20 protein-coding genes are annotated in these 22,813 nt (G+C 72.7%); 12 read left to right on the plus strand and 8 right to left on the minus strand.

Going from position 1 to position 22,813, the window contains the following annotated elements:
• Positions 1-40 precede the first annotated feature (40 nt).
• The 3 genes from ACN261_RS21695 to ACN261_RS21705 are packed head-to-tail and all read right to left on the minus strand — an operon-like array spanning position 41 to position 2,902.
• Positions 41-838 carry a glycosyltransferase family 2 protein gene (locus ACN261_RS21695; RefSeq protein ID WP_425851843.1) on the minus strand — a complete coding sequence of 266 codons (798 nt, stop codon included), beginning with the start codon at positions 836-838 and terminating at the stop codon, positions 41-43.
• Positions 838-1,773, minus strand: coding sequence for an NAD-dependent epimerase/dehydratase family protein (locus tag ACN261_RS21700; RefSeq protein WP_425851845.1), 936 nt, complete (start codon positions 1,771-1,773; stop codon positions 838-840). Before ACN261_RS21700 ends, ACN261_RS21695 begins: the two co-directional genes overlap by 1 nt.
• 43 nt (positions 1,774-1,816) lie before the next feature.
• Positions 1,817-2,902, minus strand: a complete 1,086-nt coding sequence (locus ACN261_RS21705) for a polyprenyl synthetase family protein (RefSeq protein WP_425851847.1) — start codon at positions 2,900-2,902, stop codon at positions 1,817-1,819.
• Positions 2,903-3,247: 345 nt separating this feature from the next.
• Between ACN261_RS21705 and idi the strand changes: the two genes are divergently transcribed.
• The 11 genes from idi to ACN261_RS21760 all read left to right on the plus strand — a co-directional run bounded on the left by idi (position 3,248) and on the right by ACN261_RS21760 (position 16,485).
• Positions 3,248-3,835 carry an isopentenyl-diphosphate Delta-isomerase gene (gene idi / locus ACN261_RS21710; RefSeq protein WP_421481496.1) on the plus strand — a complete coding sequence of 196 codons (588 nt, stop codon included), beginning with the start codon at positions 3,248-3,250 and terminating at the stop codon, positions 3,833-3,835.
• Between the two features lie 4 nt (positions 3,836-3,839).
• Entirely contained in the window at positions 3,840-5,579 is a 1,740-nt protein-coding gene (locus tag ACN261_RS21715) for an ABC transporter ATP-binding protein (RefSeq protein WP_425851850.1), read from the plus strand.
• Positions 5,579-7,351, plus strand: coding sequence for an ATP-binding cassette domain-containing protein (locus tag ACN261_RS21720; RefSeq protein ID WP_425851852.1), 1,773 nt, complete (start codon positions 5,579-5,581; stop codon positions 7,349-7,351). The genes ACN261_RS21715 and ACN261_RS21720 overlap by 1 nt, the downstream gene beginning before the upstream one ends.
• Positions 7,352-7,369: 18 nt before the next feature.
• Entirely contained in the window at positions 7,370-8,566 is a 1,197-nt protein-coding gene (locus ACN261_RS21725; RefSeq protein WP_421481499.1) for a glycosyltransferase, read from the plus strand.
• Positions 8,563-9,399 carry a radical SAM/SPASM domain-containing protein gene (locus ACN261_RS21730; protein ID WP_204926682.1) on the plus strand — a complete coding sequence of 279 codons (837 nt, stop codon included), beginning with the start codon at positions 8,563-8,565 and terminating at the stop codon, positions 9,397-9,399. Before ACN261_RS21725 ends, ACN261_RS21730 begins: the two co-directional genes overlap by 4 nt.
• Positions 9,369-11,507 (plus strand): geranylgeranylglyceryl/heptaprenylglyceryl phosphate synthase, encoded by a 2,139-nt coding sequence (locus ACN261_RS21735; RefSeq protein WP_425851855.1) that lies wholly within the window; start codon positions 9,369-9,371, stop codon positions 11,505-11,507. Before ACN261_RS21730 ends, ACN261_RS21735 begins: the two co-directional genes overlap by 31 nt.
• 28 nt (positions 11,508-11,535) lie before the next feature.
• Positions 11,536-12,804: a hypothetical protein gene (locus ACN261_RS21740; protein WP_421481501.1), complete on the plus strand. Its 1,269-nt coding sequence runs from the start codon at positions 11,536-11,538 to the stop codon at positions 12,802-12,804.
• Complete coding sequence (locus ACN261_RS21745; protein ID WP_421481502.1) at positions 12,789-13,604, plus strand: hypothetical protein; 816 nt, start codon at positions 12,789-12,791, stop codon at positions 13,602-13,604. The genes ACN261_RS21740 and ACN261_RS21745 overlap by 16 nt, the downstream gene beginning before the upstream one ends.
• Complete coding sequence (locus ACN261_RS21750) at positions 13,591-14,397, plus strand: polyprenyl synthetase family protein (RefSeq protein WP_425851857.1); 807 nt, start codon at positions 13,591-13,593, stop codon at positions 14,395-14,397. Before ACN261_RS21745 ends, ACN261_RS21750 begins: the two co-directional genes overlap by 14 nt.
• Positions 14,397-15,698 carry an FAD-binding oxidoreductase gene (locus ACN261_RS21755; protein ID WP_425851859.1) on the plus strand — a complete coding sequence of 434 codons (1,302 nt, stop codon included), beginning with the start codon at positions 14,397-14,399 and terminating at the stop codon, positions 15,696-15,698. Before ACN261_RS21750 ends, ACN261_RS21755 begins: the two co-directional genes overlap by 1 nt.
• Positions 15,699-15,912: 214 nt before the next feature.
• Positions 15,913-16,485, plus strand: a complete 573-nt coding sequence (locus tag ACN261_RS21760; protein WP_421481505.1) for a cellulose binding domain-containing protein — start codon at positions 15,913-15,915, stop codon at positions 16,483-16,485.
• A 36-nt stretch (positions 16,486-16,521) separates the two neighbouring features.
• On the opposite strand, the gene ACN261_RS21765 is transcribed toward ACN261_RS21760, so the two are convergent.
• The 3 genes from ACN261_RS21765 to ACN261_RS21775 form a co-directional block, all read right to left on the minus strand.
• Entirely contained in the window at positions 16,522-17,058 is a 537-nt protein-coding gene (locus ACN261_RS21765) for an AAA family ATPase (RefSeq protein WP_425851862.1), read from the minus strand.
• An 82-nt stretch (positions 17,059-17,140) separates the two neighbouring features.
• Positions 17,141-17,689 carry a hypothetical protein gene (locus ACN261_RS21770; RefSeq protein ID WP_421481507.1) on the minus strand — a complete coding sequence of 183 codons (549 nt, stop codon included), beginning with the start codon at positions 17,687-17,689 and terminating at the stop codon, positions 17,141-17,143.
• Positions 17,690-17,843: 154 nt separating this feature from the next.
• Positions 17,844-18,578: a DUF2470 domain-containing protein gene (locus ACN261_RS21775; protein ID WP_425851864.1), complete on the minus strand. Its 735-nt coding sequence runs from the start codon at positions 18,576-18,578 to the stop codon at positions 17,844-17,846.
• Positions 18,579-18,651: 73 nt separating this feature from the next.
• On the opposite strand from ACN261_RS21775, the gene rpsD reads away from it, so the two are divergent.
• Positions 18,652-19,260: a 30S ribosomal protein S4 gene (rpsD, locus tag ACN261_RS21780; RefSeq protein ID WP_421481509.1), complete on the plus strand. Its 609-nt coding sequence runs from the start codon at positions 18,652-18,654 to the stop codon at positions 19,258-19,260.
• Here the strand turns inward: rpsD and ACN261_RS21785 are convergent.
• The gene (locus tag ACN261_RS21785; protein WP_425851867.1) at positions 19,248-21,101 is read right to left on the minus strand and encodes an ABC transporter ATP-binding protein; all 1,854 of its coding nucleotides are present in this window, start codon (positions 21,099-21,101) and stop codon (positions 19,248-19,250) included. The two genes, rpsD and ACN261_RS21785, sit on opposite strands and share 13 nt — an antisense overlap.
• Positions 21,098-22,795, minus strand: coding sequence for an ABC transporter ATP-binding protein (locus tag ACN261_RS21790; RefSeq protein ID WP_425851869.1), 1,698 nt, complete (start codon positions 22,793-22,795; stop codon positions 21,098-21,100). Before ACN261_RS21790 ends, ACN261_RS21785 begins: the two co-directional genes overlap by 4 nt.
• Positions 22,796-22,813: the final 18 nt, after the last annotated feature.

Genomic DNA, 22,813 nt, shown 5'->3' on the forward strand with positions numbered 1-22,813 from the left:
AGCAGCGGGGCGGGCGTGGTGCGCCGCGCCCGCCCGCCGCTCACCTCACCTCCTGCAGGGCGAACGACACGTCGTTCGGTGGTGCCACCAGCAACGGCAGCCGCTCCGCGGGGGTGCGGGCCTGCCGGCGGCGTTGCTCCAGCTCGGCCATGCGCCGCATGCACGCGGCACGGGCGGGTGACCCGAAGCCGGTCTCCGGCGCCGCGGTCAGCGAGGCCGCCCAGGCCCGGTAGCGGTAGAGCGGCCGGCGCAGGTTGCGGATGCGGTACAGCCAGGCGACCCGCAGTTGGAAGTCCGTGTCGGAGCCGAAGGCCGCGGTGCCGTCGAAGCCGTTGAGCCGGGTGAAGACCTCCCGCCGGACGACCGTCGCCGGGTGCAGCGCGACCGTCTTACGGCCGAAGCGGTGCACCAGGTTCCCGTTGCGCGGCATGTGCCGTACCCCCTGCGGGTTTCCCGACGCGTCGATGACGCGGTACCCGCAGCCGACGAGGTCGGCCCGGCCCCGTTCGAGCACGGCCAGTTGGCGGGCGAAGCGGTCGGGTTCGCTGACGTCGTCGGCGTCCTGGAAGCCGATGTACCTCGTGGACACCGATTCGACCACCGCGTTCTTCAGCCGCAGCGGCCCGACGTTGCGCGACGCGCGCAGCAGCGTGAGCCGTGGATCGTCCCGCCAGGGCGCGAGCGCGGTGATCCAGTCGTCGTCCGGCGAGTGGTCGTCCGCGACCACGAGCCGCAGGTCGGAATGGGTCTGCCCGAGTATGGAGGCGACCGACTCGGGCAGGTAGGTGGCGCAGCGGAAGTGCGGCACGATGACGGTCAGCAGGGGTTGCCCACCCATCAGGCGCCGACCGGCATCGACTCGCTGCGTACCGCGTCGATGTGCGCCCGCAGCCCCTCCCGCAGGGAGACCGACGCGCGGAAGCCCAGCACCTCGGCCGTACGGGTGACGTCGGCGCGGGTGGACACCACGTCGCCCGCCCGGTGGGGCTCGACACGGACGTTCGCCGGGCGTCCCATCAGCTCACTGATCAGGTCGATGATCCCGGTGACCGAGATCTGCTCACCGGTGCCGACGTTGCACACCCGGCTCGGGCCCGGCGCGTCGACGGCCGCCGCCACGGCGCGTACCGCGTCCTTGACGAAGACGAAGTCGCGACGCTGCGAGCCGTCGCCGAAGACCCGGATCTCCCGGCCGTCGCGGACCGCGGAGATGATCCGGGAGATCAGCATGTCGGGTCGTTGCCGTGGGCCGTACACCGTGAAGAACCGCAGGGCCATACTGGTCAGCACGGAGGCGGGACGCGCCGCGTAGGCCAGTGCGAGGTGCTCGGCCGCCAGTTTGGTCACGGCGTACGGGGAGATCGGTGCGGGCGGTTGGTCCTCGGTCATCACCCCGTCGCGCTGGTTGCCGTAGACGCTCGACGACGAGGCGATCACCAGTCGTCGTAGTCCGGTCTGCACCCCTGCCTCCAGGAGCCGCCGGGTGACGATCACGTTCGACTCGACGTAGTCGTCGAAGCGGTCCCACGAGGGCCGGACCCCGGGCAGCGCGGCGAGATGGACCACCGCGGAGACCCCGTCGAGCAACGGACGGATGTCCGTGGTGCGCAGGTCGGCGACGACGTGCCCGCCGGCCGCACCGGCCGGTCGGGGCCGCAGGTCGACACCGATCACCGGCTGGCCACGGTCGGCCAGGTGCTCCACCAGGTGTCGCCCGATGAACCCGGCGGCACCGGTCACCAGCACCGTACGCCGTGGGTCGTGAACCGTCATTTCCGTGCCCTCCCTGGTCTGGGACGTGCCTGGCGGTGGACTCTCAGCTGCGTCGGACCGACAGCGTGTGGGCCAGGTCGGTCAGCGCCGTGCGCACCTGCGCGGCGATGGGCAGGGAGTCGAGCGCCGCCACCGCCTGCTCGGTGCGGGCGTGGATCATCTCTTCGACCGTCCGCAACGCGCCGGTGTCCCGCACGATCTGCCGCAGCCGTAGTGCCTCCCGCTCGCCGAGGCCCGGGTTGCCGTGCCACCGGGATATCTCGTCGGCCTGGGTGGCATCCGCCCGTTGCCTGGTCAGCGCCATGAGTACGGTGGACTTCCCGCTGCGCAGATCGCTCAGGGTCGACTTGCCGGTGACCGCGTCGTCGCCGAACACGCCGAGGATGTCGTCGCGCAGCTGGAACGCCTCACCGATCGGAACACCGAACCGGGAGAGCCGGTCCACCTCCGCTCGGGGCGCGCCGGCCAGCATCGCGCCGATCTGCAGCGGACGCTCCACGGTGTACTTCGCCGACTTGTAGAGCAGGATCGTCAGGCAGTCGGCCAGGTCGGCCCGGACGGCCTCGCCACGGACGTCGAGATACTGCCCGAGCAGCACTTCGACGCGCATGCTCTGGAGCAGCCCGGCCGCCGCCGCCACCCGCTCCGCCGGCAGGCCGCAACCGTGGAACGCCTCGTCTGACCAGGTCAGACAGAGGTCGCCCCAGAGGATCGCCGCGTTGCGGCCGTAGTGTTCGGGGTCGCCGCGCCAACCGAGCCGGCGGTGCGCCTGGGCCATGGTGACGTGCAGGGTCGGATTGCCCCGCCGGACGTCGCTGTCGTCCATGATGTCGTCGTGCACCAGGGCGAAGAGGTGGAACAGTTCCAGCGCCGTGGCGGCCACGACGATGCCGGGATCGTCGTCACCGCCGAACGCGCGCCAGCCCAGGCAGCAGAACGTCGGTCGGGTGCGTTTGCCTCCGGCGAGTGCCAGGGCGCGCAGCGCGTCGACTCCGTCGCGCCACTCGGGGTTGGCGTTCATGTCCCGCCGGGCGGTCAGGAAACTGTCGATGGTGCGTTCCACCTCGACCCTGAGCGCGGGCCCGGGGAGGCCGGGCGCGCCTCGGGTGGTCTCGCTGGTGGCGGTCATCTGTCCCCCGTCCGGTCGCAGGCGATGTCGACGGCAGGTAACCGGTGTCCGGTCCCGCCGGGGTGAACGATCGCGCAGGCTGAATGCGGCAGAGCGGGGCCGACCCTCGATGTGAAGTGATCACGATCAGTGACGGCCTGAGTGGGGTGGCCTGCGCTTACGTGACCCCTCGTGGCTGGCTGGGTATCCACTGTAGCCGATCGATGAGCATCTGGGACCCCCTACTTTGCTTATCCGCAATTTCCCGTGTGGGCGTTTTGTTCTTTGTAGGGGGTTGACTGGAGTCGATTTACCGTGGATTGTTGTGCGAGCGAAATTGACCGATCCGGATGGTGGGGGAGCGGTATGGAGCAGGTCGTGCTACTCGACCAGGATGGCCAAGTCGTTGGTGAGCAGGACAAATACACCGTCCATGATGGAGGCACCCCGCTTCACCTAGCATTCTCCTGTTACGTGTTCAGCAATAGTGGGCATTTCTTGATGTCGCGCCGATCGTTGCGGAAAAAGACGTGGCCAGGTATATGGACCAACAGCTTCTGTGGCCATCCCGCCCCAGGTGAGGCGATGACCGACGCCGTTCACCGGCGGGCGTCCGCTGAGCTGGGCATCACGCTGAGCAACCTTCGTCTGGTGCTGCCCCGTTTCCGCTACCGCGCCGAACTCGACGGTGTGGTCGAGAACGAGATGTGCCCGGTGTACGTGGCCCAGGCGGTGGGCGACCCGGTGCCGAACCCGGACGAGGTCGACCGGGTCGACTGGGTCGACTGGGACTCGTTCCGGGAGCGGGTCCGAACCGACCCGGCCCTGTCCCCGTGGTGCCGGTTGCAGGTCGACGAACTGGCGGGGCTCGGCCCCGTACCGGCCGAATGGCCCACCGGCGACGCCGCCGAGCTGCCCCCCGCAGCCAGGGTCGCGGTCGCCGGGCACGGCTGACCAGATGACGTCCCACGAGCCGCGGACGGCCGCCACGAACTGGGCACGCTATGTGGCCTACGTCGGCGGCCACCGCCGCTGGTTCCTGCTCCTGGCCGCGCTCATCCCGCTCGACGTCGGCACCCAGTTGGTGGCGCCGCAGGTCGTACGCCGGTTCATCGACGCGGCGGTGGGCGGCCGGTCGCAGGCAGAGTTGGCCGGGTACGCCGTGGTCTTCGTGGCGCTCGCGGTCGTCCGGCAGGTGCTGTCGACAGGCACCGGCTGGGTCTCCGGCCGGGTCGCCTGGCGGACGACCAACGAGGTGCGTCGTGACCTGCTCGCGCACGTCCTGCGGCAGGGGCCGGCGTTCTTCCTCCGGCACCCGCCCGGGGAACTGGTCGACCGGATGGACGGCGACGTCACCCGGTTGGCCAAGCTGCTGTCCGAACTGGTACTCGACATCGCCGTCCAACTGCTGATGATCATCGGGATCGTCGTGGCGCTGTTCCTGCTCGACTGGCGGTACGGCGCGCTCTTCACCCCGCTCGCCCTGGTGATGCTGCTGCTCCTGCGGCGGCTGCTCGGCCGCGCGGTGCCGCTCATCGCCGACCGGCAACGGGCGGAGGCGGGCCTGCTCGGTTACCTCGAGGAGAACCTGACCGGGCGGGAGGACCTGAACGCCAACGGCGGGACGACCCATGCCCTTCAGACGGCCTGGGAACGGATCACGCACCACTACCGGCTCGCCCGGCGGGCCGCCCGCGCCACGGTCACCTGGCCGGCGGCAGTCCAGGTGCTCACCGCCGTCAACCTCTGCGCGGCACTGGCCACCGGTGTGTGGCTCAGCCAGAACCGGGGAGTCAGCGTCGGCACCGTCTTCGCCGGGCTGTCGTACGCGATCCTGCTGCGGATGCCACTGGTCAGTATCACCTCGCGGTTCCAGGACGTGCAGAACGTCCTGGGTAGCGTCCGCCGCGTCGAGGAACTGTTCGGCGAGGCCCACATCGTCCCCGACGGCGGTGGCACCCTCGCACCCGGACGCGGCGCGGTGAGCTTCACCGGCGTCACCTTCGCCTACGACGACCGTCCGGTGCTGTCGGACGTCTCGTTCACGATCCCGGCCGGCCGTCGGGTCGCGCTGGTCGGACGCAGTGGCGGCGGGAAGTCGACCATCCTGCGGATGCTGTTCCGCCAGTACGACCCGCAGGCCGGGACGGTGTCGGTCGGCGGGGTGGACGTCCGGCGGCTGGACGTCGTCGCGCTGCGCTCCCGCATCACGCTCGTCACCCAGGACGTGCACGTCATCGCCGGCACGCTGCGCGACAACCTGACCTTCTACGACGACAGGTGGCCCGACGAGCAACTGCTCCGCTCGGTGGAGGAGGTCGGGCTGGGCACCTGGTACGCCGCCCTGCCCGACGGCCTCGACACCCGGCTCGGGCCGGGTGCAGCCGGGCTGTCGGCCGGTGAGGAGCAACTGCTCGCGCTGGCCCGCGCACTGCTGACCGACCCCGACATCGTGCTCCTCGACGAGCCGTCGGCCCGCCTGGACCCGCATGCGGAGCGGCGGCTGCGCCGCACGATGGAGCGGTTCATCGAGGGCCGTACGGCGCTGGTCATCGCGCACCGGCCCGAGACGCTCACCATCGTCGACGACGTGATGGTGGTCGAGGAGGGCCGGGTCGTGAGCCTGACGCCCCGCCCCGACCCGACCGACGGCACCGGCGGACCGGTCGACCAGCGGTTCTTCGTAGGGCGGTCCTGATGACCACGACGAGCGGCGGCCGGGCCCGCCTGCTGTTGGCCGGTCGCGGACGCCGGTACGCCGTGCTCGCCGCCGTGTGGGCGGTGCTGCGCCTGGGCATGCTCGCCCTGGGACTGTTGATGCAGACGGCGTTCGACTCCCTCAGCGGCCAGTCGGCCGCCGGCCTCAACCTGTGGAGTGTCGTCGCCCTCGTCGCCGGCATCGAGGCCGCGCGCATCTCGCTGCAGTTCAGCACGGTCGTGCCCTGGCTCGAACCGCGCATGCAGTACCACACCGTCGGCGCGTTGCGGATGTCGCTGTTCGAGTCGCTGCTCGAACCGCCACCGCAGGCCGGAGGCGGCAGCGTGGGCGAGGCGGTCGCGACCGTCGGCACCGACGCCGCCGACGCCGGCTTCTTCGTGGTGTGGTCACCGATCAACATCGCCCGCTGGCTCTTCGCGGTCGCCGCGATCACCATCATGATGCGCATCGACGTGCTCATCACCCTGAGCATCCTCGGGCTCTTCGTGCTGATCGTGGCGCTGATGCGCCTGGTGCACGGGCGGATGGTGGCCTACCGCGAGCAGAGTCGCGCCCAGACCGCACGGGTCACCGAGGCGCTGCGCGAGGTGACGGGCGCGGCGCTGGGCGTGCAGGCCGCGCGGGCCGAGGAGGCGGTCACCCGGCACCTCGACCGGCTCAACGCCGACCGGGCCAGGATCGCCATCGCCGAGGAACTCGCCGTCGCCGTGCAGCGCAGCACCCTGCTGAACGCCGCTCCGCTCGGCACCGGGATCGTGCTGCTGATCGCCGCGCCGGCCATCAGCAGCAACGAGCTGTCCATCGGCGACATGGTGCTGTTCACGTTCTACCTGCAACTGCTCGTCGACACGCTCGCCTCCCTCGGCGTGCTCACCGTCCAGTTGCAACGCGTGCTCGTCGCGCTGCGCCGGATGACGGCGATCACGGGCGGTCGGCTGCAACCCCGGCACGGGATGGACCTCGACCACGGCCGACCCGGTGCGATGACAGGTGTCCCACCGCGGCAGCCGCCCCCGCCGCCCGCCCCGGGCCCGCCCACGATCACCGTCACGGACCTCACCGCCCGGCACGACGGCGCGGCCCACGGGCTGGCCGGTATCGGCTTCACGATGCCGGCCGGGCAACTGACGGTGGTGATGGGCCAGGTCGGCTCGGGCAAGACCACGCTGCTGCGTGCCCTGCTCGGTCAGGTTCCGGGGGCGACCGGTGAGGTGCGCTGGGACGACGTCCCGCTGCCCGCCGACCGCCGCGCGGTGCTCGTGCCGCCCCGGTGCGCGTACACGCCGCAGGTGCCGCGACTGTTCACCGGCACGATCCGGGAGAACATCCTGCTCGGGCTGCGGGCGGACCGGCTGGCCGAGGCGGTGTCCCGGTCGGCGCTCGACGCCGACCTGACGACGATGCCCGACGGGCTCGACACGGTGATCGGGCCGCGCGGCCTACGCCTGTCCGGCGGCCAGGCACAGCGGGTGGCCGTGGCGCGGATGCTCGTGCGCCGTACCCCGTTGGTGCTGTGCGACGACGTCTCCAGCGCACTCGATCCCGAGACGAGCGACGCCCTGTGGGAGGGGATCCTCCGCGACGGCGGGAGCACGGTCCTCGCGGTGTCCCACCGGCCCGAGGTGCTCCGCCGGGCCGCCCTCGTCGTCGTCCTGCACGACGGTCGGCTGACGGCGGTCGGGGCCCCGGCGGACCTGCTCGACAGCTCCGACGAGATACGCCGGCTCTGGTCCGCCGTGGCCCACGACTGACCCCATGCGGAGGCACCGATGATCGAGCTAGTGACCCGGCCCGTCCGGTGGGCGATCCGGCGCGGCTACCAGCCCGCCGAGGGTGATCCACCGCCCACCGGGTGCCTCGTGGTCCGCCCCGGACCGACAGTCGTGCGGTCCGGAATCCCGGTCCGCGATGTCGCCGCGACGCTCGGCGACGGCTTCGCCGGTGGGCTGGCCCTGGTCCTGCCGACCTACGTGGGTCGCGCACCGCTGTCGAGCCACCGCGAGAGCGTCGAGGAACTCGTCAGCCAGCTCACCGACCTCCCCCCGACGGTCGCCGCCCGCCCGTTGGTGCTGGTCGTCGGCATGCAGTACCGCGACGGCCAGCACGACGAGGCGGTCGAACGACTGCGCCGGCTCAGCGAGGTCGCGGCCTCCCCGGGCGGGCCGACCTTCGTCGGCATCGCGATGCCCCAGGCCGGGAAGAGCCGCATGCTCAACGCCGCCTTCGCCATGGCCACCGGCCTCGGCCTGGCCGGCGTGGCGTGGGTCGACGACGACGTCACGTTCAGCACCGGCTGCATCGGCCGGCTGTTCGAGGACTTCCTCGACCGTGGCGCCCGGGGCTCGGTCGGGGCGAGCAAGGTTCCCCAACCCAACCCGTACGCGGCGGCCCGGTTGCTGCACCGGGGCAAGGGGATCACCAAGACGCCGAAGTTCAGCTACCCACACGGGTGCTGCATGGTGGTCGACGCCGACCTGGCGGCCCGGGGCATCCCCGACCGCTACACCTGCGAGGACGACTACTTCTGCTTCGCGCTGCTCGACCCACGCGACGAGAACCCGCTGCACCGTACGCACATCGTCGCGGACGCCGTGAGCTACCACCTGACCGGCGGCCCGGCGGGCGAGATCAGACAGCGCGTCAACCGCTCGCTGCTGACCGCGGCGGTGCTGATGGCCGACTTTCCCGCCGACGTCGCCGGGCGGTACTGGCGCATGTACTTCTACGGGCTGTGGCCGCTGGCGCCCGCCGCCCGGGGTCAGGGCATCCGCTTCGCGGCGAAGAAGTGGCTGCTCAAGTCGGTCCACTTCGGCTGGTTCTCGACGGTCGCGCTGGGGCTGGCCGTACGCGGCGTCGCCGGTCGGCCCCGACGCGAGATCCCCTGGTCGGCATACACGAAGCACGCCAAGCCGACGGCCTCGTCGGTCCCGTTGTCTCCCACGATCCCCGGAGGGGAACGCGCATGACAGACATCGCGAAATACATCAAACAGCGTGCACAGGGCAAGGGCGTCCTGAACGTGCTCAGCGGGGTGTCCCGCACCTACCTCAACGGCACCGGAACCAAGACGCTCAGCGACGCCGCCTGGCTCAAGCAGAAGTCCAGCCGCACGCCCCCGCAGTTCAGCATGATCGCGATCGAGACGATGAGCGGCTGCAACTACCGCTGCTCGTTCTGCCCCATCGGCACCATCAAGATGCCGTCCGGTCGGATGTCGATGGAACTCTACGAGTCGCTGCTCGACCAGCTCGCCGACTTCACCGGCGTCATCCACCCGTACCTGTTCAACGAGCCGCTGCTGGACCGACGGCTACCCGAGATGGTGCGGATGGCCAAGGAGCGCACCAGGGCGTCGATCTCCATCCAGACCAACGGCTCCAAGCTCACCGAGGAACTGGCCGACGAGCTGACGAAGTACGCCACCGTCGTCGTCAACGACTACACCACCGACCTGTCGGTGCTGGAGAAGGTCCGCCGGTATCCGGCCCGACCCGAGCTGGTGCTGGTCGACCGCGACCCGGACGCCACCCTCACCAACCGGGCCGGCAACGTGCTGGGGCGGCCGACCGTGCTGCTTAACCAGTTCTGCGTACGCCCGTTCAACGAGTTCTACATCACCCATGACGGCCGCGTCGTCCTGTGCTGCCAGGACTGGAGCGTGCAGGAGGTCATGGGCAACGTCAACGACAACACCATCGAGGAGATCTGGAACAACGAGAAGTACACCGCCCGCCGCGCGAGCCTGCTGCGAAAGGAGCGGACCGACCTATGCGCGAAGTGCGACTTTCCGGGAATCTGAGCACGGTCCCGGCTGCCGCCCCGGTGCTGACGGCGCTGCGGGCGCAGGCCCCCGGCCTCCTGCACGTCGTGGACCCGTACAAGGTGCCGCTGGCCGAGGCGGTCGAGAAGGCACGGGCGATGGCCGATCTCGGTCACCCCGCGCTGCTGGTCGGCAGCACCGACAACCCCGCGTTCGACCAGCGGGTCGCCCCCTACGTCGCCGAGCTGCGCGAGCGGACCGACCTGCCGCTCGTCCTGCACTTCCCGTCGATACCCGGGCGGGGCGCCCCGCTGTGTCCGGGTGCCGACGCGGTGCTGGTGCACGCCGTGTTGAACTCGGTGCGCTCCTTCTTCGTCACCGGTGGTCTGGCCGCCACCGCCCGCACCGCGACCGCGCTCGGGCAGGACGGGCCCGAACTGCTGCGTTCGGCGTCGTTCGCCTTCGGCACCGACGGCAAGACCCACGAGGCGGTCGGTGCCCGGCCGGCGGCCGAGGACGGCCGGGAACTGCCCCGGCTCGTGGCCGAGGTCGCCGCCGCCGACTTCGACCTCGCCTATCTGCTCTACCGGCACGGCCGGGTCCCCGACCGGGTGCTGCGTGCCTACCGGCGTGGCCTGGCACCCCAACAGTTGCTCTTCGTCGGCGGCGGGGTCACCTCGTACCGTCAGGTCCGCGAGTACCACGACTGCGGCGTCGACTGGGTCGTCGTCGGCAACGGCCTGGAGACCGCCGACTGGCGGGACACCCTGCACGGCTTGTCCGGCCGTCCGGGCGGACGGCCCGGCGGCGCGGGCGACCCCGCCGTCCCCCCGGCGCTCGCCGCCGCGTTGCAGCGCGGGCTACGCCGGCCCGTACGGTCCGATCCGGCCGGTCGGGCGGCGTACGCCACGAACGTCGGCCGGCTGCACCACCTGCTACCGGCCGTGGTGACCCCGGTGACCTCGGCGGAGGAGGTGGCGCACGTCCTGCGGACGACCCGGGCGGCCGGCACACCCGTCGCGGTGCGGGGCAGCGGACACTCGTTCGGCCGGCAGGGCCTGTCCGACGGCGGGGTGCTGATCGTCGGCGAGCCGGGGGACCCCGCCGTGCGGGTGCTCGCCGACGGCACCGCCGAGGTGTCCGCCCGGGCTCCCTGGTACGCCGCCGAGCTGGCCCTGAACGTCCAGGGCCGCAGCATCCCGGTGCTGACCAACCACCTGACGGTCTCGATCGGCGGCACCCTGTCGGTCGGCGGCTACGGCGAGGGCACGATCACCCACGGCGGCCAGGTCGACCTGGTCGAACGGTTCCGGCTGGTCCTGCCCGACGGGCAGCCGCGGTGGTGCTCGCCCACCGAGTCGCCGGAGCTGTTCCGCTACGGCATCGGCGCGCTGGGCACCCTGGGCGTGCTGGACCGGGTGGTGCTGCGCACGGTCGAGCACCAGCGGCACACCACCATCGCCACGCAGCGACATCCGTCCCTGACCGCCCTGGTGGCGGAGGTCGGTTGGCTGGCACAGGAGCAGCGCTCGCCGGTCGACCTCTTCTCCGCCCAGCACTACGAGGGGGGTTTCGTCGCCACGTACGGGATGCGCGGTGGTGGCCCGCTGCCGCAGCGGCTGGCGGGGCGGGCCGAGACCCGGGTCGAGGCCGACTGGCCGCTGCGGTCCATGCGGGAGTCCCGGCGCAACCCGGCCGACCCGTCGGTGCACTTCATCTGGGCCGACTACTGCCTGTCGTTGCCGGCCGCGGCCGAGTTCGCCCGCTTCCTCGACGTCGAGATCCTGGCGGGCACCGGCTACCGGGAGGGCGGTGGCCGGCTGCTCATGCTCGGCGTGCACCGGCCGGAGCAGCGTCCGGGCGTGCCGTTCACCCCGGCGGCCGGCCTGCGGGGCCTGGCGCTCGGCTTCGGACTGTACTTCAGCGTCCCGCGCGGGGACCGGCCCGCCGTCGACCTGGTGCAGGGCCTGCACCGTCGGGTGCTGGCCGAGTGCCTCGCGCTCGGCGGGCGGCCCTACCTCGCCGGCTGGTACGACCTGACCGAGGCGGACCTGCAGTCGATGTACGGCGACGACCTCACCACCCTGCGCCGGCTCCGCCGGGAGCTGGACCCGCAGGGGCTGTTCAACCCGGGACTGCTGGCATGACACCGCGAGCGCGACGGAGGGAGTGGGCATGACCCGCAGCGTGCAGGTCATCTCGATGCGCACCTGGGGAGAGCTGGGGAACCTCCTGGCCGGCCGGACACTCGCCGCGACCCTGGCCGCCGGCCTCGACGACGTCGACGTCACCGTCGTCGAGGCCGAGACGATCTTCCCGCAGTTCGCCGAGGCCGGTGCCGCCATCCGTGAGCTGGTGGCGGCCCGGTTGCCCGCCGACGAGGTCCGGGCCGGCTACCTGCGCCTGATGGCCGACTTCACCAGCCGGCTGCCGGGCGGCTTGGACGACGACCCGGTGCCGGCGGCGACCGCCGACCGGCTGACCGCCGTCGTCGAGCACTTCGCCCGGACGAAACCGGATCTGGTGATCGGCACCAAGGGGGTGATCTCCCGGCTGAGCCATGCCGCGCTACGGGTCGCGGACCTGCCGATCCCGGTGGTCAACTACGTGACCAACGAGGGGCTGCTCCGGCTGCCGGTGCACCGGGCCCCGCACCTGCCGGTGCACCTGGTGCAGTTCGACCGGGCCCGGGACTACCTGATCCGCGAGCACGGCTACCGCCCCGAGCAGGTCGTGCCGGTCGGCCGGTTGCTCGCGCAGGCCCAGGCCGCCCAGGTCTTCGAGGGTGCCGCGCAGGGCGGCCGCATCGGTGACACCGACGCCGACGCCATGGAGCCGGCGCTGGCCGAGGCGCGTACCCGGGTCCTGATCCTGTCCAACCGGGGCGGTCGGGAGTACCTCGCCGCCGTGGAGCGGATCGCCACCACCCATCCCGACGCGGCGCTGGTCTTCATCGCGTACAACAATCCGGCGCTCGCCGCCGAGGCCGCCGCGCTGCTGACCGAGTTGAAGGTGCCGGCCTGGCAGACCTTCGACCGGCTGGCGCAGGGCGACTACCTGCGGTACCTGTCCTGGCTGCACGCCGCCGACGCGCCGTTGTTCATCTCCAAGACCGGACCGAACTCGATGCTGGAGGGGCTCTACTTCGGCATCCCGCAACTGCTGGTGCGCTCCGGCCTGCCGATGGAGGAGTGGGTCGGCCCGTTCCTCGCCGAGCACGGCGTCGGCCAGGGCTTCGACCGGATGGAGGATCTGGTCGACGTCGCCGTGCGCTGGCTGGGCGACCCCGACGAGCTGCCCCGACGCCGCCACCTGGCCACCACCCTGGCCCGTACGCTGCTCGACCCGGACCGGGCCCGGCGGCGCACCGTGGCCGCCGTCGCCGCGGTGCTCGACGGCCGGCCGGTGCGGATCGACGAGGAGGCCCCGTGCTCTCCGGAGTGAGCGGCCTGGACGACGAGTGGGCGGTCGCGCAGCGCGTCCTGCTGGAGCGGGTCACCGACCGGCTCGCCGGGACCGGCATGACGCCGCAGGGGCTGGAGTACGTCCGGCAGATGAAGGGCTATCCCCGGATCCCCTACTTCGCCGCGCTCTGGGTGCCGGATGCGCAACTGCGGCAGGAGTTGGGGATCGCGATCTGCACCCACGCGATGGGGATCAAGCTCGTCGACGACCTGATGGACGGCGACCAGCCGATCCGGCCCTGGGACCAGATCCTCGGCATGTTCCTCACCCAGAGCAGCACGGCGACCTTCGGCGCCCACCACCGGCCGGCCGAGGTGCTGCGGGTCTTCGACGAGGACTACGGGGTGATCTGGCGGGAGCAGATCAACGAGGCGGAACGCCCGGCACACGACCTGGACAGCTGGATCCACTACGCCAGCATCAAGTCGGGTCGGATGATGATGTGCTACGCCTCCGCCGCCTGCCTCGCCGCCGACGTCGTGGACCGGCTGCCCGCCGCCCGCGCCTTCTGCGAGGCGTTCGGCGTCCTGTTCATGATCGGTGACGACATCCGCGACCACCGCGACCTCGGAGAGGCAGGTGGCAACCTGTGCCACCTGATCCGTAGCGGGCGGGTGAGCCGCGATGCCGCCGTCGCGGCAACCCGCTGGTGGCGCGCGGAGGCGCTGCGCGCCCTGGCGGAGTTCCCACCCGAGTTCCCGATCGCCGGCTTCATGGCCGACTTCGCCGACCGTCTGATCACCTTTCTTCTGGAGGACGACCGTGTTGACGTTTCCTGAGTTCAAGGCCGAGATGGACGCCAGCCAGGCGCGGGTGGTCCAGCGGTGTCTCACCGAACTCACCAGCCTGGGCATGTCCCCACAGGGGCTGGATTTCGTGCGTGACCTCCCCGGCTACCCGCGTACGCCGTACTACACGACGCTGTGGGTGCACGACCCGCAGGTGCGCGCCGACCTCGGCGCGGGGGTGTCGATCCACGCGGTCGGCGTGAAGCTGATCGACGACCTCATCGACGACGACCAGCCGCTCTCGCCGCGCGACCAGATCTTCGGCGTCCAGTTGCTCTCGGTCGGCACGACGCTGCTGGCCAGCCACCAGCGCCCGGTCGAGGTGCTGAAGACCCTCGAGGACGACTACCGGGACATCTGGCGGCAGGAGATCGTCGAGGTCGCCGCGCCCCGGCCGACCACCGTCGAGTCGTGGATCGCGGCGGCCCGGATCAAGGCCGGGGTGATGCTCGCCAACTACGCCGCGGTCAACTGCCTCGCGGGCGGGGTTCCCGAGCTGGTGGGGCCGGCCCGGGAGTTCGGTGAGGCACTGGGCGTGCTCTACATGATCGGCGACGACGCGGTCGACTTCGCCGAGATCCAGGAGCGCGACGGGAACCTCGCCCACCTGGTCGCCGCGGGCGCGGTCGACGTCACCGACGTCGCCGCCGCGATCGACGAGTGGCGCGACCGGGCCGTCGCGGCGGTGCGGCAGGGCGACCCGGTGTGCGACCTGGTGCCGTTCTTCGACCACTTCGCGGTGAAGCTGAAGGGCCTGCTCAGCCGGCCGGCGGCGGTCGTCTGATGACGCCGCACCAACCGCTCGCCCGGCTGCTGGCCGGGAAACTGGTGGGTCCGGCACCCGAGGGCTGTCAGCGGGACTTCGGCCGGCTGCACTGCCGGCAGCCACAGGCGGTCGTCTTCCCCGCAGGTGTCGCCGACGTGCAGGAGACGGTGCGGTACGCCCTCGCCGGCGGGCTGGCGGTCGTCGCACGGGGCAACGGGTGCAGCAGCAACGGGCAGAGCCTCACCGACAGCCTGCAACTGGACACCGCCGCGTTGGACCGGATCGAACTTCTCGGGGCGGCGACCGTGCGGGTCGAGTCGGGGGTGCGCTGGGGAACCCTGCACCGCTGGCTGCACGAGCACGGCCTCGCCCTGCCGGTGGTGACCAGCAACGAGCACGCCACGGTCGGCGGGACGCTGTCGGTCGGCGGGTTCGGGCCGACGTCGCCCTTCGTCGGCTCGGTCGTCGACCAGGTGACGGCGCTGGACGTCGTCACGGGTGACGGCGCGCTCGTGCACGCGACCGCCGACGGTCCGCACCGGGAGTTGTTCCGGTACGCGCTCTGCGGTCTCGGCCAGGTGGCGGTGATCGTCCGGGCCGATCTGCGGGTGGTCCCGGCGGAGCCGGCAGTCCTGGTCCGCCAGCTCGGCGGCGACGACCTCGCCACGGTGGCGGAGCAGGTGTGGGGCGACGAGCGGCTGCGGATCTGTCGCACGGTGTTCTCCACCGCCGCCGGCCGGTGGAAGACCGAGGTCGGGCGGGCGGCGGGTGACGCGGCGGCCGGGTCGGACGAGACCCTGGTCGCCGACTACCACCAGCGGCTGTTCGAGGCGGAGGCAGGTTTCTCCGTCGGTATCGCCCGCGCCCAGGTCGCCGGAGGTCTGCTGGCCGACGTCGCCGAGGCCCGGCGGTTGTGGAGCGACTTCTTCCTGCCGATGGAGAAGGCGGACGCCTTCTTCGCCGCCGTCCGCGACAGGTTCGCCGACCCGGCGGTGATCCCGGTGGTCAACGGCACGTTCCTGCGCCCCGGGGGCCGGCCCCGACCACCGCTGAGCCCGTTGCCCGACGCCGACCGGGTACGCACGTTCGGCTTCTACTGCATCGTGCCGCCGGATCGGGTGGACGCCTACCGGGAGCACTTCGACGCGGCGGGGGCGCTCTGTCACGACCTCGGCGGCCGGGTCTACCTGCACGGCTACCACCGGGTGGAGCGGGACTTCTACCGGGCCCAGTTCGGTGGGCCGACCGTCGACAGGTGGCGGGAGGTGAAGCGCCGCCACGACCCGGGAACCGTGCTCGGCCCACGGCTTCCGATCTGAACCGTCCCCTGGCCCGGCCCGCCGGCCCGCGTCCGCCCGCGCGGTGCCGGCCGGACCGAACCGGGGCACGTCGAGGGCGTCGGTCCGATCCGCGGCACGATCGAGGCTGATCGATTACTGTCAGATCCTGCGAGGTGCACCGAGACCCGGTGCCGACCGGCGTCCTCGCTCCGCCGCGCAGCCGTGCGCGTTCCCCGGAGGAGCCACCACCGCCATGAGACCTACGAGCAGCCTTCTCGGCGTCGCCGCCGCAGGTGTGACACTGGCCGCCGCCCTGGCCGGGGTCAGCGCACCCGGCGTCGCCTCGGCCGGCACGACCCCGCCCTCAAGCACCGCATCGCCGGGCAGCCCGCCGCCCGGTAGCCCCGTGCCGAGCAGTCCGGCACCGAGCAGCCCCGTGCCGAGTGACCCGGCACCGAGCAGCCCGGCACCGAGCAGTTCCGTGCCGAGCAGCCCGGCACCGAGCGGGGCCGCCTGCACCGTCCGGTACTCGGCCTACACCTGGGACACCTACCTGACGAGCAGCATCACCATCGTCAACACCGGTGCCACCACGATCACCGCCTGGCGGCTGACGTTCCCGCTGCCCCCCGGGCAACGCATCACCACCGGCTGGAACGCGGTGTACTCGCCGTCGAGTGGCACCGTCACGGCCCGTGGCCACGACGACAACGTCACCATCGGGCCGGGCGGGGCGATCGCCATCGGGTTCGTGGCCGACCACACCGGTGACACCGGCAGCCCGTCCTCGTTCACCCTCAACGGGACGCCCTGCGCGCTCGGCTGATCCAGCGGTCAGGCGGGCGGGGCCGGTCCGCAGGTCTCAGTGGGCCGACGGCGGCCAGCGGTAGGTGCGCCATGCGTGCCAGGTCGGAAATCCCGCCGGGGGAGCATCGATGGGTTCGCTGCCGTCGAGTTCCCCCGGTGTGGGGACGTCGAGGCGGGTGGCCCACCCGGCGAGTTCCTCATCGGCCATGGGCCAGGTCGTGTGCGGCGCATCGGCCTGGCGTCGGTCACGCCGTCTGCGCTGTTCGGCCGGGGTGAGGGTGAAGTAGTGCAGCTCCACCCTCGCGCCGAGGTCCGCTGCGGCGTGGCGCAGGGCGGAACGCTCGTCGCGGCTCCACAGGCCGTAGTCGATCACCACGTTGGTGCCGAGTTCGAGGGCGCGCAGTCCGATCCCGATGAGCCGCCCCTCGATGACGGCCCCCGCCAGGGGAGGGTTCCCGGGCCCGTAGAGCGCCTTCACCCACTCGTCCTTCGTCAGGCGCAGGGCGTCGTGCTCGACCTCGATACGCCGCGCCGCCGTGGTCTTCCCGGTGCAGGGGAGTCCCACGGTCAGGAACAGTGTCGGTCGCCCCATCGTCACCCTCCGGTCGGACGCGCCCCATCATCGCTCATCGCCGCGACCGCCGCTCGCGGTTCGGAGGGTGGGAGCCGGCCGCTCAGGCCGCGCCGCCGTCATCCGACGCGGCGGTGCGGCGCAGCTCGCGCAGGACGCCGTGGCGGCGCAGGGCCCAGGCGAGGCGGGGAACGCTCGGGTGCCGGACGAACAGCACGGCGGCGCGGCGGACCAGGCCGACCCGGTCGGCGTCCACCTGGTTCTCGACCACCTGCCAGACCAGCTCGCGCACCCGGGCGTCGTCCAGCACCGCGCGTACCTCACGCCGCACCCGGGGGTCCTCGGCCGCCGAGGTTACGGCGGCAGCCAGACCCGGCCGGTCGGCACGCGGACGCACCACCGCCGCGAGGAGAGGACGGCGTACCGCGTCGCGTTCCAGCAGCAGCAACACCGCCTCCCGGATCTCGGTGGTGTCCAGGCTGGACCGCAGCAGCCGCAGCAGGCTGCGTTCCACCTCGCGGTCGTGGTCCGGGACGGAGAGCGTGGCCAGCAGCAGCGCCACCTCGTCGAGGTCGATGACGTGGCGCACCCCGTCGCGGAACTCCGGTAGGCCCCAGGCCGCCTGTAGGGCCGTCACGAGATCGCGGTTCACGGCCCTCCGCTACCCGCGACCGGCAACCGGCGAAACCCCGACCCGTCGATCCACCGCGTCGGCCGCCGCCCCGGAACCGGTTGGCACGGGCGGCCGCGACGGCATCAGGGGTGGGGCTCCACTTCCGGGGCAGGGGAAGTGGTCCGCGCCCGGGTCAGGCGGCCGCCTGCCGGGGGCAGAGGATCGGGTGCAGCAGCCGGGACAGCTCGTCGACGTCGGTGACGGGTCGTCCGAAGCTCACCCTCGCCCGTCGGACCGCACCGGGCCGGCCGTACGCGACCGTCAGGCCGTACCTGTCGATCCGGACCACCCGGGGCGACTCGGCACCGGAGAGCTTCAACTGCCGGCGCAGGTGGGCCGCGACCTGTTCGGCGTGGTGGTCGGCGAGGTCGGCCAGCAGGTCCGCCTCGGCGGCGTGCAACGGGTCGGGCTCGGCCTGCGCGTACGCCTGCGGGTCGATCGGGCGCATGCCGTCGGTGCGTTCCCAGCGGGCCTCGGTCACCGCGAACCGGTGCAGCCGGAACCTGCTGCCCACGTCGAGCAGGTCGCCGGTGGGCCGGGTGGCGGCGAAGTCCATCGCGGCCTGCCGCGCCGCGTCGCCGTGGAGGCGTTCGGCCCAGCCGGAGACCCAGGCCCGGCCGAGCGAGGGGGCGTCGGCGGTGGGTGGCAGGTCGAGCACGTCGAGGACGGTGGCGACGTCGGTGTCCCCGGCCGGCGGCGCGAGTGCCGTGGCGAGGTTGCTGGACGCCGGCACCAGCAGCAGCACCCGGCCGGCCGGGTCGGTGGCGTGCCTGACCTGGTGCGGGCCGGTGCTGCCGGGCAGGTGGGCGAGGGCGGGCAGGTGGCCCGCGACGAGGGTGCGCACGATCTCCGCCGGGCTGGGTCGCATGATCCCGATCTCCTCAACGTAGGTTAGCCTTACCTAACTCGCAGGCTAGACCATCCGATCGGAGACGTCGAACGTGAACCACCCCCGTCCCAAGGCCCGGCTCTCCCGTGCCCTCGGCATCCCGCTGACCCGCAAGTGCGTTCGCTACTTCGAGCGGCGTCCCTACCCGCCGGGCGTACACGGCCGCAACCGGCGCAAGACCTCCGACTACCAGGTACGGCTGCTGGAGAAGCAGCGGTTGCGCCACCAGTACAACGTCAGCGAGGCACAGTTGCGCCGCACGTTCGACGAGGCCGCCCGGGGTGTCGGGAAGACCGGCGAGTCGCTGGTCGCCCTCCTGGAACGGCGACTCGACGCGCTGGTGCTCCGGGCCGGGCTGGCCCGCAGCATCTACCAGGCACGCCAGCTCGTCGGGCACGGCCACTTCACGGTGGACGGACGCAAGGTCGACCGGCCCTCGTACCGGCTGCGGCCCGGCCAGGTGGTCGCGGTCCGCGAGCGCAGCCGCACCCTGCCGCCGTTCCAGCTCGCCGCCGCCGGCGCGCACGCCGACGACCGTCCCCGGCCGTACCTGTCGGTGGAGCTGACCGCGCTGCGCGCCACGCTGCTGCGCGAGCCCGCCCGGCACGAGGTGCCGGTGATCTGCGACGAGCAGCTCGTGGTGGAGTTCTACTCCCGCTGAGCGGTCAGCGGCGGCCCGGTCCACCGCCCGTGCCGTGGTCGCGGTACGGGCGGGTCGCCGCCGACCACCGCGGACCCCGGCGCGTCGCCGGGCCGGGTCGGCGTGTCGTCGGCGCGGGCGTTCCACGCCGCCCACAGCCGGGCGTAGCTGCCGTCCGCCCCGATCAGCTCGGCGTGCCGGCCACTCTCGACGATCTCGCCACGGTCCATGACGACGATGTGGTCCGCGGTCACGGCCTGGGTGAGGCGGTGGGCGACGACCAGGGCGGTGCGTCCCGCCAACGCCGCGGCGGCGGCCTGTTCGAGGTCACGCGCCCCCGCGCTGCCGGCTTCCGCGGTCGCCTCGTCCAGCACCACGACCGCCGGGTCGAGCAGCACCACCCGGGCGAGCGCCAACTGCTGCGCCTGCGCGGCGGTCAGCGGGTGGCCGCCCTCGCCGACCACGGTGTCCAGCCCGTCAGGGAGGGCGAGCGCCCAGGACAGGGCGCCAACCCGGGCCAGGGCGACGGTGAGTTCCTCCGGTGAGGCGCCGGGGCGGGCCAGCCGCAGGTCCTCGGCGAGCGGACCGGCGAACACGTGGGTCTCCTGGCTGACCAGGGCGATCGTCCGGGCGGGCAGCTCGGCGACGGGAACGCCGCCCAGGGTGGCCACGCCGTCGCCGGGGCGCAGGACCCCGGCGGCGATCGACGCGACGGTGGTCTTCCCGGCACCGGTGGAGCCGACCAGCGCTACCACCCGGCCCGCCCCGACCCGCAGCGAGACGTCGCGCAGCACCGGCGTCGCCCCGTCGTAGCTGAAACTGACGCCGTCCAGCACGAGGTCGTGCGTCGCGGGCGCGGTGCCGCCCGCGCGACGGTCCGGGTCCGAGCGCAGCACCCCGACGAGGCGGGCCAGGCTGGCCCCCGCGTCCTGGGCCTTGTCGAAGGTGACCATCAGTTGCAGGACCGGGCCGAACAGCCGGTGCAGCAGCAACGCGGCCGCCGACACCTCGCCGAGGGTGACGGCTTCCCGGCGTACGAGCAGGAACCCCACCACCAGCACCGACCCGAGCCCGGCCAGCTCCGCTCCGTTGATCCGTCCCACGAACCGGGTGTAGAGGGCGAACACGCTCGTCGAGAGGTCCCGGGCGCGGGCGGAGGCGTCCGCGATGCCGCCGAGGTGGCGGTCCTCCAGCCGGTAGGCGTGCACCGTGCTGATGCCCTGCACGCTCTCGACGAACCGTTGGGACCGCTGGGCGATGGCGACCCGCTCGGCCGCGTAGGCCGGTGCGGCCCGGGGGAGGTACCACCGCGACGCGAGTACGTAGAGCGGGACGGCGACCGCGCCGGCCAGCCCGAGCCGCCAGTCGATGCCGACGATCGTGCCGAGGCTGATCGCCGCCAGCAACAGGGCCGAGACCAGGGTGGGCAGCACCTCGGTGACGGCCCGGTCGATGGCGCTGACGTCTGCGCCGACCCGCGAGACCAGGTCGCCCCGCCCTGCCCGGTCGAGCACCGCCACGGGCAGCCGCAACGCGACGTCCAGGGTGCGTTCGCGCAGGTCGGCGAGGATGCCCGCGCCCAACCGGCGGATCAGGTGGGCGCTGATGCCGGTGGCCAGGCCACCGACGACGGCGGCGGTCGCGATGAGCACGGCGACCGGAACGAGCACCCCGGTGCCGCCACCGGCACGGACCCGGTCGACCAGCAGGCCGAAGGCGTAGGCGGGGACGATCGCGGTGGCGGCGGCGAGCAGTCCCACGACCAGTGTGCCGCAGGCGGCGCCCCGGCGGGTCCGCAGTTGCGCGCCGAGCCACGCCCTGCTCTCGCGGGGGCCGGCCACGGGCAGGGTGGGGGGCGTCACCGCAGCACCGCCCGGCGGTAGCTGTCGTCGTCGGCGACGAGCTCGGCGTGTGTCCCCTCGGCGGCGACGACCCCGTCGGCGACGAACACGACCCGGTCGGTGGCGGCGAGCAACGTCGGACTGCCGGTGATGACGACGGTGCCGTAACCGCCGTCCGACCCGTGCCGCAGCGTCCGGATGCCGTCGGCGACGGCCTGTTCGGTGACCGCGTCGACGGCGGTGGTCGGGTCGTGCAGGACCAGCAGCGGCGGCCCGGCGAGCAGCGCGCGGGCGAGCGCGACGCGTTGCCGCTGGCCGCCGGAGAGGTTCGCGCCGCGTTCGGTGACCGGCATCCGCAGGCCCGCCGGATGCAGGTGCGCCACCTCGTCGGCGGCAGCGGCGCGCAGGGCTGCGTCGAGCCGTCCGTCGCCGTCGTTGTCGCCGTCGTGCAGGGTGACGTTCGAGGCGAGGGTGCCGGTGAACAGGTCGGTGCGGTGCGGTTCGCTGTGCAGCAGGTGGCGCGCCCGGTCCCGGTCCACGGTCTCCAGCCGTTCGCCGCCGAGCAGGACGTCACCGGTATGGCCGTCGGGCACCGCCAGCAGCCGCGCCAGCGCCTCGGCGTCCGCCGGCCGGGGGGCCACCACGCCGACGAACTCCCCGGCGCGGACGTGCAGGTGCAGGCCGGTCAGCGGGCCGTACGTCACGTCGGTCAGGCGCAGCTCGCACCCGTCGGGCACGGCGGTGCCCGGCGGCAGGACCACGTCGGCCCGCAGGACGGCGGCGACCCGGTCCGCCGCCGCGCGGGCGGCAGCCGTCCAGCCCGGTACGACCGCGAGCACGCCGAACGGTTCGACGAGGAACTGCGCGGAGCCGATCACCGTGATGAACTGGCCGACGGTGATGCGGCCGGTGAGCGCGAACCAGCCCGCCATCAGCGCGATGCCCCCGGCCAGCAGGTTGCTGAGCATGGTGGACGCGCCCAGGTACGCGTTCTGGGTCCGGGAGGCGCGCAGGGTGGCGGCCAGGCTGTGCCGGCTCACCCGGCGGTACCGCCCGGTCCCGGCGTCCTGCGCGCCGATGCCGCGCAGCGGGCGCAGCCCGGTGACCAGGTCGGTGGCGAGCGCGCTGGCCCGACCGGCCTGGTCCTGCTGTTCCTTGACGCGCCTGGCGATCAGCGGGGCGGTGCGGGTGAGGACCGCCAGCACGACCGGGATGGCGATCAGCACGGTCAGCCCGAGCGGCGTCGAGATCAGCAGCAGCGCGACCGCACTGACCGTGACCGCCACCAGGGCGCTGGTGACCCGCGGGATGTGGTCGAGCAGGTAGGAGGTGTACTCGGCGTCGGTGGTGGTGACCGCGAGCAGGTCGCCGGTGTGCCGCCCGGTGCGCAGCACCCGCGGGTGGAGGATCTTCGCCGCCAGTTCGACCCGTAGCTGGTGGCCCTCCTCGGCGATGGCCCGTTGCAGGTTCCGCGCGCCGAAGCGGTACGTCACCACCAGGACGAGATAGACCAGCGCCAGGGTCGCGGTCCAGGCGAGCAGCGCGGTCATCGCACCGGTGGCCACGGCCCGGTCGACGATGACGCCGACGAGGATCGGCACCAGGGCCGCGCAGAGCTGGTAGACGCCGGCCAGCGCCGTGCCGGTCCAGAGGCGTCGCCCGTTGCGGGCGACCGCCCGGCGCAGGACCGCAGCGCCGGTACTGACCTTGCTCACTACGGAGAACCCCCTGGT

Source organism: Micromonospora sp. WMMD723 (assembly GCF_049863385.1).
In the GTDB taxonomy this organism is placed as follows: domain Bacteria; phylum Actinomycetota; class Actinomycetes; order Mycobacteriales; family Micromonosporaceae; genus Micromonospora; species Micromonospora wenchangensis.